We start from the raw sequence: 12,404 nt of genomic DNA, 5'->3' as shown, positions 1-12,404 counted from the left end.
GGGCGCCGTCGACAGAATGGAGAGAACGTCGCGCTGCGCTGACGGCCCGGGCACATCGCGATCGCCCGGCGCGGTTGGACCAGCGTCAGCGAACGCCTTGGCTCGCTGCGTCATGCGCGAGAGACGATGCTTGATGGTCCCCAAGCCCAGGCGTAAGGAGAGGCGCCATGCATCCCATCCTGTTCCGCGTCCCGCTGCCCGCCTGGACCGTGCCCCTGCTCTGGGTCTTCCTGATCGCTGCGGGCATCGCTTTCGCGGGCGCGATCGGGCTGCTCATCGCGAAGAACAAGCCAGGCGCGACGGCCGCGGGCATCGCAGGCGTCGCGCTCGCGGCGATCGCCTCCCAGGTCAAGGAGCAGACCTACACCCTGGGTCCGCTGCCCATCTACAGCTACGGTGTCATGCTCGGGCTCTCGCTCGTGGTCGGCTGGTACCTGACGCTCGGGCTCTCGGAGCGCGACGGCCTGCCGAAGGAGACGATGGCCAACTGCTACGTCGTCACCGCCGCCGCCGCGGTCGTCGGGTCGCGCGTGCTCTACATCCTCACGAACCTCGACGAGTTCGACTCGTTCGGCGCGATGTTCGACATCCGCCGCGGCGGGCTGGTGGCGTACGGCGGCTTCCTCGGCGGCTTCCTGGGCTCGTACCTGTTCCTGCGCTCCCATCGCATCCCGCTGCTCCCCTGGGCCGACGTCGCCGTCCCGAGCCTCGCCTCGGGCCTGATGATCACGCGCATCGGGTGTTACCTGTTCGGCTGCGACTTCGGCCGGCCGCTCGGCGAGACGGCGCCCGCCTGGCTGAAGAAGCTCGGCACGTTCCCGCGCTGGGCCGAGGGCACGCTGGACCACGGCAGCGGGTCCCCGGCGTGGGTGCAGCACGTCAAGGAGCGCGGGCTGGATCCGAGCTCCGAGGCGTCGCTCGCCGTGCACCCGACGCAGATCTACGAGGCGCTCGTCGGCGCAGGGCTGCTCGCGCTCCTGCTCCTCGCGCGCCGCCGGCAGAAGTTCCGTGGCGAGATCTTCCTCATCTTCACGTTCTCCTACGGCGTCTGCCGCTACCTGCTCGAGCTCCTCCGCGACGACGCGGAGCGCGGCTCGATCCCGCCGTCGCTCCCGGAGCACGTGTTGCTCCCGGCCGGCCTCGTGATCTTCGCCGTGGGGTACACGATCGGGTTCTCCCACCTCCTCCGCGACAACACGGTGCGCAAGGTGACGCAGGTGCTCTCCTTCGTCCCCGCGGTCGCCCTGTACCTGGCCCTCAGGCCCGAGACGTTCGCCGCCTCCGCGACCCTCCAGTACTCGACCTCCCAGGCCGTCGCGCTGGCGACCGGGCTCGCCGCGTCGATCGCGTTCGCGGTCTATTACAAGGCCGCCCTGGACCACCCGGAGCAGGCGATGGCGCTCAGCCTCCCGGACAGCCCCGCCGCGGCCGCCGACAGGCAAGCCGATGGCGACGACGAGGACCAGGACGACGAGGACGAGGACGAGGACGACGCGCCGAGAAAGAAGCGGAGCGCGCCGCCGAAGGCCGGCGACGCGCCGCCGCGGGCCAAGCGCGGCAGCGCAAAGGACGAGGGCCGGGCGACGGCCCGCGAAACCGGCGCCGCCGAGGCGCCCGACACCACCGGAGAGGCATAGACCGTGAAGATCGCATTCGGAGAGGGCAAGCTCGTACCGGCCGTCGTGCAGGATCGGCTGACCGGGCAGGTCCGGATGCTCGCGTACATGACGCGGGAGTCGCTCGCCAGGACGCTCGAGACGGGGCGCGCCACCTTCTTCAGCCGATCGCGCGGCGAGCTCTGGGAGAAGGGGGCGACGAGCGGCAACACGCTCGCGGTGACGAGCGTCCACGCCGACTGCGACGGGGATGCGCTCCTGATCCTCGCGGAGCCCCGCGGCCCGACGTGCCACACGGGGAGCCCGAGCTGCTTCTTCCGGCAGGTCGATGCCCGCGGCGACGGGGAGCCCGAGGCCGCCGACGAGGGGCAGGACGCGTCCGCGCTGCTCGAGTCCCTCGAGCGCGAGCTCGAGGCGCGCAAAACGTCGTCGGCGACGAAGAGCTACACCCGGAAGCTGCTCGACGGAGGCGCGGCGCTCATCGGCGCAAAGCTCCGCGAGGAGGCCGGCGAGCTGGCCCAGGCGATCGCCGGGGAGAGCGACGAGCGCGTCGCGTCCGAAGCGGCGGACGTCATCTACCACCTGCTGGTCGGCCTCGCGTCGCGCGGCGTCCCGCTGCGCGCGGTGCTCTCGGCGCTCGCGTCGCGCATGGGCACGAGCGGCCTCGTCGAGAAGGCGTCGCGGGCACAGAAGGACAGCGCGGGAAAGCCGTGATGCGCCGCGCGCCGCCGCTTCGATGTGGCGGCGGCCCACGCTTCGTGATCCGCCGCGCCGCGCTGTCCGCGGCGCTGCGCTGTCAGCAACCGCAGAGCCCGTTGTAGACGGACGAAGCCCTGTCACCGCAACATCGCAACCGCACTGCCGATCGGGATCACCCCGATGGCGGCGGCGCCCGCGAGGGCGAGGCGGCAGACGGCGAGGCTTCGCCGCCGCAGCTGCGCGCCGGCCCCCGCCCTCCGTGAGGGCGGCGGATGGGCTATTCTGGATGGATGAGCCCGTTCCGTGAGCCGCCCGGCATCGAGCTCGGCCCGCTGGAGGTCGGCCTCGGGCGTGCGGCGCGGCGGGCGATGGTGGGCCTCATCCCGAGCGGAGGACGGCTCATCGCGCCGGACGGCTACGCGCGGCCCCTCCGCGGCGAAGGCGGCTCCTGGCGCGGCCGCTCGCACACCGCAGGCGCGCTGGGCTCCCTGGGGCTCCTGCTGGCGTCGGCCTGCGCCTTCGTCGCGGCGACCGGCGGCTTTCAGCTGCGCGGCCTCGAGGCCACGGCGGTGACGGTCGCGCTGGTGATCGCGGGCGGGGTCTCGCTGGCCGCGGTGCTGCGCGCCATCGATGCGCCGCGCGAACGGCTCACCGTGCACGGCGCAGTGGTCGGCAGGGCGGCGAGGCGCGCGCTCCGCAGGGCAGGGCGCCTCGCGCGCCACGCGGAGCGCGCGCCGGACAGGTTCGGCCCTCGCCGCGTCACCGCGCTGCGCAAGACGTTATCCATGCTCGCGGATCCGCTCATCGCGGACTGGATCCCCGCGGACGTGCGCGGCCGCGCCGAGCTCCTCCTCGCCCGCGCCATCGCCGCGAGCGTCGGCGCGCGCTTGGCGCGCGAGGCCAGCGTCCGGACCGAGGTCCGGGCGCTGCTGCTCGCCGCGGCCGATCACCTGATCGAGCCGACGCCGGCCCGGCTGGACCTGCTCGTGCTGGCAGAGCACACCGAGCCCGCCCCGACGCCGCGCGATGCACGTTGGCCACAGCGCGTGACCGCTGCGGCGCACGTCCGCTGCGGGGCGCCGTCGCCCCCTGTCCCCTCCGACGCCGTCGCCGAGGACGCCGCGGCGGGGGTCGATCTCGACGCGACCGATTCCTCCGGCGAGGCGATCGATCGTGCTAGGGTGCGCGGCTGAAGGGCGCGCCGCCGACGCCTCGGGAGGCTTCGGCGGCGTTGCAGGAACCCCGTGAATCCACCTCGATTCCGGAGCTCTTCACGCTCCCGGGCCATCCCCCTGCCCTCTGCGCTCGGCCGCGCCCGCCTCGCGCTCTGGTGCGCGTTGCTCCTGGGGACGTGCCCGAGGCGCGCGCTCGGGCAAGGCGCGGTGGCCGCCGGCGCAGAAGCCACGGCGCAGGAGCGAGCGCCGCACGCGTCCGCGCCCCCCCACGCGGCGGCGCTGTCGCCCGGCGCGGCGCTCCAGGAGAGGCATCGCGTCCGGTACACCCTCGACGGCATCGAGATCCGAGGCAACGTGCGCACCGCCGCGCGCGTGATCCTCCGCTACGTCAGGTTCCGCGCGGGGGACCTGCTCGACGTCGAGGATCCGGAGATCGAGCTCACGCGCTACCGCCTCCTCGGGACCGGGTTCTTCTCCTCGGTCGGGTTCTCGCTCCGCAAGGGGGTCGAGCGCGGGAGCGCGACGCTCGTGATCGACGTCGTCGAGCGCAACACGTTCGTCGTGCAGGACCTCTGGCTCGGCATCGCGGCCGACGAGGACACCGCGGGCAACGCGAAGCCGCTCTCCGCGTTCACCGGCGTGCAGGTCGCCGAGACCAACCTCGCCGGCACGGGGATCACGCTCGGCGCCGGCGTCGGGCTCGCGGCCGACCAGCTCGCGCTGAGGACCCGCTTCGTCGACCCCGCGTTCGTCGGGACCCGCTGGTCGGCCGCGGTGACGGTGCTCTACAACGACGCGCGTGACTTCTTCGGCAACCGGGACGTCGTCTTCGAGTCCCCGTTGCTCGAGCAGCGCGAGGTCACGGGCTACGCCGTCGTCGCCTACAAGCGGTTCGGCGCGACGCTCGGCACAGGTCACGACGTCTCCTCCTCCTCGCGGCTGTCGCTCGACTACCACCTGGAGCAGATCGACGCGACCGTGCCCACGGTCGCCTCGCACATGCGCGGCGACAGCCGCGAGCCCATCGCGTTCGACATCCTGGGCGGCAAGACGGTGCTCTCGTCGCTGCACGCCGCGTTCGATCACGACACGCGCGACGCGCCCTTCCTCGCGACGCAGGGCACGCTCGCGTCGGTCTCGGTCACGGTGGGCGTACCGCCGTTCGGCAGCGACTACGGCTACCAGAAGCTCGAGTTCGGCGCGCAGCGCTGGTTCCGCCTGCCGCTGCGGCACGTGCTCCGCCTCGAGGCGTTCGCCGGCGCGATAGCCGGGGACGCGCCTTTCTTCGAGAAATTCTACGTCGGCGATCTCACCGACCTCCTGCCGGATCGGCTGCTCGATCTCGCGCCCGATCGGAGGCAACCGCCGAACTTCCTCAGCACGGACATCATCGAGGTCCGGTACGGAGACTTCGCCGCGAAGCTGGAGGCGGAGTACCGGATCCCGGTCTACGCCGGCCGCGGATCCATCTACGGCGTCGATCTCTTCGGCGCCGTGGGCCTGTACGGCCTCGCGACGCGCCGCGAGTTCACCGACGCGCCGACCGGATACGAGGGCTTCGCCCGCGTGCCCGTTGACGTCACCTACAACCTCGGTCTGCGGGTCGACACGGCGGTCGGCGGGGTGACGCTCGCGTTCTCGAACCTGCTCGGGCTGATCCCGGCGCGGCGCGGTGCGCGGAAATGATCTGCTCGATCTGCTCCAATGCACACGCACATCGCGGACCGAAGCGCGCGACGCGCGATGCGCGACGCGCGGGCGGCGGCCGCCGTGCCTGGCACCTCCGAGAGGCGCGGCGAGCGCTCGTGGCGCTCGGCCGCGGAGCGGCGCGCTGGCTCGGGATCGCGCTGCTCGCGACGCTCGCCCTCCGGGCGAGCTGGTCGATGGCCCAGGAGGGGCCGGGGCCCAAGGAGATCGCCGACGCGGACGCGCAGCAGGCGCTCGGCGCGCCGGCCGCGCTGCCCACCCGGGTGGCGAGCTTGACGCTCGACAAGACGATCGTTCAGCTCACCGTGGGCTTCCGCGACGTCGTCGACGGCGAGATCTCGAAGAAGCTGCTCAGCGGGCTCCCCACCGTCATCACGATGCGCGGCTACCTCTTTCACGAGAGCGGAGGCAACCCTGTCGCGCTCGCCGCCAAGAGCTGCCGGATCGTCTACGACCTCTGGGATGAGGTGTTCCGGATCCAGCTGATCCAGGCCGGAGGTCAGTCGAGCACGGTCGCGATCAACGTCGAGGGCGTGCTCCGCAACTGCGCCGAGGCCCGGCGGCTGCCGCTCGTGGAGCGGTCGCTCGTCCGCGACGGCAGCCGCTATTTCGTCGCCGTGCTGGTCGAGGTGAACCCCATGAGCGCCGAGATGCTCGATCGCATCAAGCGGTGGGTGACCCGGCCGCCCGGCTCGACGGCGATCGGGCCGGGCGACTCGCTGTTCGGCTCCTTCGTCGGCCTGTTCGTGACGCGCATCGGCAACGCCGACCGGAGGCTCGCCTTCCGCACGCAGCCCTTTTTACCGCCGGTGCCGCCGCCCAGCCCGCCTCCTCCTCCCCAGAGGTCTCCCGGCCGCTGAGCCACGCGCGGCGGCCTCGCTCGACGTCACGCCCCTCGCCCGCCGGGCGGCGCGTCGGTCTACACTCGTCGCGCGGACGCGCTGTTCGTGTCGGCTCCACCCCCATGCGCCTCTTTCCCATCGCGCTCGATCTCAACGGCCAGCGGGCGCTCGTCATCGGCGCGGACGGCGACGCGCCGTACACGGTGGAGCGCCTCCTGTCGGCGGGCGCTCGCGTCACCGTCGTCGCGCCAGGGCAGGTCGACGGGTCCATCGAGCAAGCCAGCCGGGAGGGGCGGCTCGATCTGCACCGGCGAGCATTCTTCGAGGCCGACCTCGCCGGGGCGGCGATCGTGTTCCTCGTGCCGGGCGACGAGGCGCTCTCGCGGCGCCTCCACGGCGAGCTCGCGGGCGCCGGGCGCCTCGTCTGCACGCTGGATCGCCCGGAGGTGTCGAACTTCGTCAATCCTTCGGTGGTCTCTGCCTCCGGACTGACGATGAGCTTCAGCAGCCATGGCGTCAGCCCTGGAACGATACGGCGCATCCGGGAGGACCTCGGCGCCCTCTTCTCGGATCCTCGGTTCGCCCGCTACATCGAGGCGCTGCGCAGGCTCCGCGAGAGCCTCCCTCGGGGCCCCGAGCGGGCCGCGCGCATGCGCCGGGCGACCCTGGGCTTCGGGCTGGAGGCGAGGCTCCGGTTCCCTGCGTGGCTGGAGCGGGGCGGCGAGCCTTGATGTCCGAAGAGGCCGCGCCGGAGCGGCGGGGGCGCCGCGGGGGGCGCGAGCCTCGGCGCGGGCCTCGGCGCGGGCCTCGGTCAAGACGCGCGCGCCCCCGGATGAACGCGAAACCCCTTGTGTAGAGCGGCCTTCAAGGCTTAAGTGGGCGCCCACGCGACACTATCCGCGGAGGAGGGCTTACGGTATGCGTTCACGATCGGGCCGGCTGACGATGTTGACCTCGGCGGCGATGGTCTCTGGGCTCCTGACGCTGACGAGCGTCAGTCCGGCATCTGCGCAGACGGATGCCAAGCCGGCAGCGCCCCCGGCAGGTAAGCCGGCCGCTGCGGCGGCTCCTGCGAAGCCAGCCGCACTTGCGGCGCAAGCGCCCACCCCCGCTGCCACGCCGCCCGCGGCCGGCGCGACACCTCCCGCGGCCGGCGCGACGCCGCCCGCGGCCGGGACGCCCGCCGCGGCTCCCGCGAAGGCCGGTGAGCCCACGACGAAGGTGACCACCACCAAGCCGAAGAAGGCGCTGACCGAGAAGCAGAAGAAGGACGAGGCGAAGAAGCTCTACAAGGAGGCCGAGGCCAGGTTCGACAAGGGCGAGTACGCCGTCGCGGCCGACCTGTACCGCCAGGCGGACGAGCACGTGCCCGGCGCCGCACCGAAGTACAAGCTCGCCCTCTCGCTCGACAAGCAGGGCCTCGTCACCGAGGCCGTCGCGGCCTGGCAGGCGTTCCTCGATTCGAAGCCGGACGCCGAGAAGTTCAAGGAGAAGATCGCCGAGGGTCAGGCGCGCGTCGAGGCCCTGAAGAAGACGCCGGCGAAGGTGAAGGTCGCGACCGTCCCGGAGGCGCCGCCTGGCCTCAAGGTCGCGGTCGACGGCGTGGCCCAGACCGGCAAGGAGCTCTCGGTCCCGCCCGGCAAGCACACCCTCACCGTCTCCGCCGAGGGGTTCGCCGACGCGAGCCAGGAGCTCGAGGTCACCTTCGCCGAGGCGCGCGAGGTCAACGTCACGCTGACGCCGCAGGCGCCGGCGCCGGTCGCTGCGACGCCGGCCCAGCCCCCCACCCCGCCGCCGCCCGCCGACGTGCCGCCCGCGCAGCCGCCGCCGCCGGCGGCGCCGATCGAGCCGCGCTCTCCGGTGCCGGCCTACGTCACCCTCGGGCTCGCCGGCGCCGGTGTGGTGGTCGGGACGATCTTCGGCATCCAGGCGCTCGGCGCGAAGAGCGACTTCGATGACGCCCCGACGACCAAGACCGCGGACAAGGTCGATCGCTTCGCGCTCATCGCGGACATGTCCTTCGCGGTGGCGCTCACGTTCGGCGTCACCGGCGCGGTCCTGCTCCTCAGCGACGACCCGGCCGAGGCGAAGGCCGCAGCGTCGAGCGTGACGAAGAAGGCGTTCGTCACTCCGTTCGTCAGCCCGACAGGCGGCGGCGCCGCCGCGCGGTTTACCTTCTAAGGGGACTACTATGTGGAAGAAACAGCACCTTCTCGCGATGGCGCTCTGCGCTGGCGCGCTCTCGACGCTCGGGATGGGCTGCGAGCTCATCGCCTCGGTCGATCGTTCGCGCATCCCGGGGGACGAGGACGTCCCCAACGACGGATGTTCTGACGGCACGAAGAACAACGAAGAGACCGACGTCGACTGCGGCGGTTCCATCTGCCCGAAGTGCGAAGCCGCCAAGGCGTGCACCGCAGCCGCCGACTGCGCGAGCGGCTTCTGCGCCGACGACGTCTGCTGCGACGCCGCCTGCGACGCGGAGTGTGACGCCTGCACCGCCGCGCTCAAGGCGTCGGGCGACGACGGCGCGTGCGGCCCCGCGAAGGCCGAGACCGAGTGCGGCGAGCCGACGTGCTCCGAGGGCGTCGAGACGAGCCGCGGCACCTGCGACGGGGAGAGCGTGGACTGCGGGCCCGGCGAGGAGAAGGCGTGCGAGGAGTTCGCGTGCGATGAGGCGGCCAACGCCTGCTTCACCGAGTGCACGGAGGACGCGCATTGCTCGAAGTGCCACGAGTGCGCAGACGGCGCCTGCGTGCTGGCCGCGGCCGGTACGGAGGATCTGGGCTGCGACGAGGGCCAGGCGTGCGACGCCGCGGGCGAGTGCAAGCCCGCGAACGGCGTGGAGTGCACGGAAGCGAGCGAGTGCGCCACCGGGCTCTGCGTCGACGGCGTCTGCTGCGACACCGCCTGCGACACGGCGTGCATGGCCTGCAATGTGAAGGATCTGGCGGGCACGTGCTCGAACATCCCGCTCGGCGGCGAGGACGCGGCGGACTGCAGCGGCATCAACGTGTGCGATGGCAAGGGCGCTTGCAAGCTGGTGGGTGGCGAGGAGTGCACCACCAACGAGCAGTGCGCGAGCGGCAAGTGCCTCCCCAGCCCCCTCTTCAGGTGCGAGGAGATCCCGGAGACGCCTTGAGCTCTCTCCGGCTCCCGCCGGGCTCCCCAGGGAGCCCGGCGGAGCTCACGCCTCGAACGTCCCTCTCACACGCGCGCTGATCTCTCCTGCCCCGGCGCTCGAAGGCGGGCCCAGCACCGTCATCGACTCGGCTTCTCCCTCGAACAGTCCGCCGTCCCCGAGCTCGTCCTCCGCGGCTTCCGCCTCGTAGGCAGGCACCATCGCGGCCTCTTCCCAGCGGCTCTTGAGCCGCTCCGCGAGCTTCGCGAGCAGCTCCCGCGTCGTCTCCCGGTCCGTGGCGGAGAGGACCACCGCGTCCGGGTGCCCGAGGAGCAGCCGACGCCCCTCCGCCGGGGCGATCAGGTCCGCCTTGTTGAACACCACGATGCGGGGGATGCCGATGAGATCGAGCTCGGTCAGCAGCGCCTCGGTCGTCTCGATGTGCTGGTCGCGCGCGGGATCGCTCGCGTCCACGACGTGGAGCAGGAGGTCGGCGTCGGCGGCCTCCTCGAACGTCGCCCGGAAGGCCGCGAACAGGTCCTTCGGCAGCTCCCGGATGAAGCCGACGGTGTCGGTGATCACCACCTCGCGCTCCTCGGGGAAGCGCAGCCGCCTCGAGCGCGTGTCGAGGGTCGCGAACAGCTTGTTCTCGGCGAGCACGTCGGCGCCGGTCAGCGTGTTCAGCAGCGTGCTCTTGCCGGCGTTCGTGTAGCCGACGATCGAGACCACCGGCACGCCGAGCCGGGCGCGGCGGCGGCGGCGCTGCTCGCGCTGGCGGGAGAGCCGCTTCAGCTGCGCCTCCAGGAAGCTGACGCGCTCCTTCGCGCGGCGGCGCCCGATCTCGAGCTTCGTCTCGCCCGGACCGCGCCCGCCGATGCCGCCCGTCAGGCGGGACAGGGAGTCGTCCTTCTGCCCGAGGCGAGGGAGCGTGTACTTCAGCTGGGCCAGCTCCACCTGGAGCTTGCCGTCCGACGACTCGGCCCGCTGGGCGAAGATGTCGAGGATGAGCTGCGTCCGGTCGAGCACCTTGAGATCCGTGTGCTTCGCGATCGCCGAGGCCTGGGAGGGGGTCAGATCCCGGTCGAAGACCAGCGTCTCCGCGTCGAGCTCCGAGGCGCGCAGCACGACCTCGTCCAGCTTGCCCTTGCCGAGCACGAGCCGCGGGTCGAGCCGATCGCGCAGCTGGAGGACCGTGTCCGCGACGTCGACGCCCGCGGTGCCGGCGAGCTCGGTCAGCTCGCGCAGGCTCTCCTCGGCCCGGGCGAGCGCGCCCGCCTTGGATTTCTCGGCGACGTGGACGAGGATCGCGCGGCCGTCCTTCGCCGCGACCGACCGCGTGCGCGAGCGCTTCGTGAACTCGTCCTCGAGCGCCTGGATGAGCGCGCCGAAATCGACGTCGGCGCGGCCGATCGCGACGGGGCCCACGGTCCGATACGGAAGCGCCGCCGCCCCGCGGCTGTCGCCGCGCCCCTCGGCCTCGTCCACGGTCACCGTGACCGCTTCCTTGCCGTGGACCGGCACGTTGTACGCGTAGTGGAGGGTCCGCGGCTCGCCCTGCGGGGTGAGCTGCACGGCCGCGACCAGGTCGAGCCGGAGGCGGACGAGATCCACGAGATCGTCCCGGGTGAGCGGCTCGTTGAAGAGGTGCGTGTGGACGAGCCGGAGCGCCCTGAAGCGGCCCTGCGCGGCGCGGAGGCGCCCGATGTCCGGCAGCATCAGCCGGGTCGCGTCGCCGACGATGACGTAGTCGATCTCGCCCGAGCGGTGCACCAGCGCGCCGACCTGGCGCCCCGTCTCATGCGACGCCTCGGCGAGCGCCTTGATGAGCTCGGGCGTGGCGATGCTGGCGAGCGGGACCTTGCGTCGGTAGATGCGCTCGAGGGTCTTGGTGGCCTGGGGGCTGAGTCCGGTGGTGTTTCCGTAGAGGGTGGGCATTCGATGATCGAAGGGGGATGTCGCTCCCGCTCACGATTTCATAACGCACGCGGGGCCGGTCCGCGACCAGGGGCGCCGCGGATCTTCGTGCGGAGCGCGCATTTTCTCGTCGCTCGTCCCCCTTCCGTCGCCTCCCTGTCCCTCCTCGCCTCCCGCTCGGCGCGCTCCTCCAGGTTCCTGTGGAGGCCGCGCGCGAGACGAGGCTACCCTGCGCCGCGATGGCCATCCTGACCCCCCTCTCGCTCGCGGATGCCCGCCGCATCGGCGCGCTCTACGGCCTGGAGATCGCCGACGTGCGCGGCCTGCTCGCCGGGAGCGTCAACTCCAACTTCGCGTTGACGCTCGCCGACGGCCGCGGACAGGTGTTCCTGCGGGTCTACGAGGAGCAGCAGCTCGGCGCGGCGTCACGCGAAGCGCGCATGCTCGAGCACCTCGCGGCCGGGGGCGTCGCCACCCCGCAGCCGCTCCGGCGCCGCGACGCGGCGCCCTCCGCGACGAACGCCGCGTCGGAGGGCGCCGCGTTCGTCGCGGAGCACGCTGGAAAGCCGGTCGCGCTGTTCCCGTGGGTCGGGGGAGCGTCGCTCTGCCAGGCGCGCGTCACGCCGGACGCGACCCGCCGCGTCGGCGCGGCCCTGGCGCGGGTGCACCTCGTCGGCGCCTCGTTCGAGGGGGCGAACGCCAGCCGGTTCGACCTCGACGGCCTCGACCAGCGGCTCCGGGGGCTCCGTTCCCCTGCGGGCGCGAGCTCGACGGCTCCCGCCCCGGCCCTCCCGCCCGACGTGGCCGCCGCCGTCGACGAGCTCACCGGCCGGCTCGAACGGATCCGCGCAGCGGCGCCGCGGACCCCCGGCCCCCAGACGCTGATCCATGGCGACCTCTTCCGCGACAACGTGCTCTGGGAGGCCGGCGAGATCTCGGCGCTGCTCGATTTCGAGAGCGCCTCGCGCGGGAGCGCCGCGTTCGACCTCGCCGTCACGATGCTCGCGTGGTGCTTCGGCGACGATCTCGACCCGGATCTCGTGTCCGCGCTCGCCGCCGGCTACACGGCGGTGCGGCCGCTCTCAACCGAGGAGCGCGACCGTTTGTTCCACGAGAGCGTGATCGCGGCGCTGAGGTTCTCCATCACGCGCATCACCGATTTCGAGCTCCGCCCGAAGGGCAGCGGTGTCTACAAGGACTTCCGGCGCTTCCTTGCACGGCAGCGGACGCTCGAGCGCCTCGGCCCGGAGGGGCTCCTCGCGCTGCTCGGCGTCTGATCCGCGTCGACTCGCGCCCTGATTCAGGTCCGATTCAGGTCCGATTCAGATGT

General features: G+C 72.5%; 10 protein-coding genes. 9 read left to right on the top strand and 1 reads right to left on the bottom strand.

Translation table 11 applies throughout. The annotated features are described in order from the left end of the window. Positions 1 to 167 precede the first annotated feature (167 nt). The 8 genes from WMF22_RS02175 (at position 168) to WMF22_RS02140 (ending at position 9,181) form a co-directional block, all read left to right on the top strand. Positions 168 to 1,637 (top strand): prolipoprotein diacylglyceryl transferase, encoded by a 1,470-nt coding sequence (locus tag WMF22_RS02175; protein ID WP_438034677.1) that lies wholly within the window; start codon positions 168 to 170, stop codon positions 1,635 to 1,637. A 3-nt stretch (positions 1,638 to 1,640) separates the two neighbouring features. Then, the gene (gene hisIE / locus WMF22_RS02170) at positions 1,641 to 2,330 is read left to right on the top strand and encodes a bifunctional phosphoribosyl-AMP cyclohydrolase/phosphoribosyl-ATP diphosphatase HisIE (protein ID WP_438034676.1); all 690 of its coding nucleotides are present in this window, start codon (positions 1,641 to 1,643) and stop codon (positions 2,328 to 2,330) included. 275 nt (positions 2,331 to 2,605) lie between these two features. Next, positions 2,606 to 3,508, top strand: a complete 903-nt coding sequence (locus WMF22_RS02165) for a hypothetical protein (protein ID WP_438034675.1) — start codon at positions 2,606 to 2,608, stop codon at positions 3,506 to 3,508. 51 nt (positions 3,509 to 3,559) lie between these two features. After that, positions 3,560 to 5,176, top strand: a complete 1,617-nt coding sequence (locus WMF22_RS02160; protein WP_438034674.1) for a BamA/TamA family outer membrane protein — start codon at positions 3,560 to 3,562, stop codon at positions 5,174 to 5,176. A gap of 119 nt (positions 5,177 to 5,295) precedes the next feature. After that, a complete protein-coding gene (locus tag WMF22_RS02155) occupies positions 5,296 to 6,057 on the top strand; it encodes a hypothetical protein (protein WP_437297480.1) in 762 nt (253 codons plus the stop codon). A 104-nt stretch (positions 6,058 to 6,161) separates the two neighbouring features. Then, positions 6,162 to 6,770, top strand: coding sequence for a precorrin-2 dehydrogenase/sirohydrochlorin ferrochelatase family protein (locus WMF22_RS02150; protein WP_438034673.1), 609 nt, complete (start codon positions 6,162 to 6,164; stop codon positions 6,768 to 6,770). A 187-nt stretch (positions 6,771 to 6,957) separates the two neighbouring features. Further along, positions 6,958 to 8,220 (top strand): PEGA domain-containing protein, encoded by a 1,263-nt coding sequence (locus WMF22_RS02145; protein ID WP_437297478.1) that lies wholly within the window; start codon positions 6,958 to 6,960, stop codon positions 8,218 to 8,220. Positions 8,221 to 8,230: 10 nt separating this feature from the next. Then, the gene (locus WMF22_RS02140; protein ID WP_437297477.1) at positions 8,231 to 9,181 is read left to right on the top strand and encodes a hypothetical protein; all 951 of its coding nucleotides are present in this window, start codon (positions 8,231 to 8,233) and stop codon (positions 9,179 to 9,181) included. Between the two features lie 45 nt (positions 9,182 to 9,226). Here WMF22_RS02140 and hflX read toward each other — a convergent pair whose 3' ends face one another. Then, the gene (gene hflX / locus WMF22_RS02135) at positions 9,227 to 11,095 is read right to left on the bottom strand and encodes a GTPase HflX (protein WP_437297476.1); all 1,869 of its coding nucleotides are present in this window, start codon (positions 11,093 to 11,095) and stop codon (positions 9,227 to 9,229) included. Between the two features lie 218 nt (positions 11,096 to 11,313). On the opposite strand from hflX, the gene WMF22_RS02130 reads away from it, so the two are divergent. Next, on the top strand, positions 11,314 to 12,351 hold the full coding sequence (locus WMF22_RS02130) for a homoserine kinase (protein WP_437297475.1): 1,038 nt from the start codon (positions 11,314 to 11,316) through the stop codon (positions 12,349 to 12,351). Positions 12,352 to 12,404 lie beyond the last annotated feature (53 nt).

Source organism: Sorangium sp. So ce204, assembly GCF_051526795.1.
Taxonomy (GTDB): domain Bacteria; phylum Myxococcota_A; class Polyangia; order Polyangiales; family Polyangiaceae; genus Sorangium; species Sorangium cellulosum_B.
Note: the sequence above shows the minus strand (reverse complement) of the source record. Positions and strands in the feature narration are given on the sequence as shown.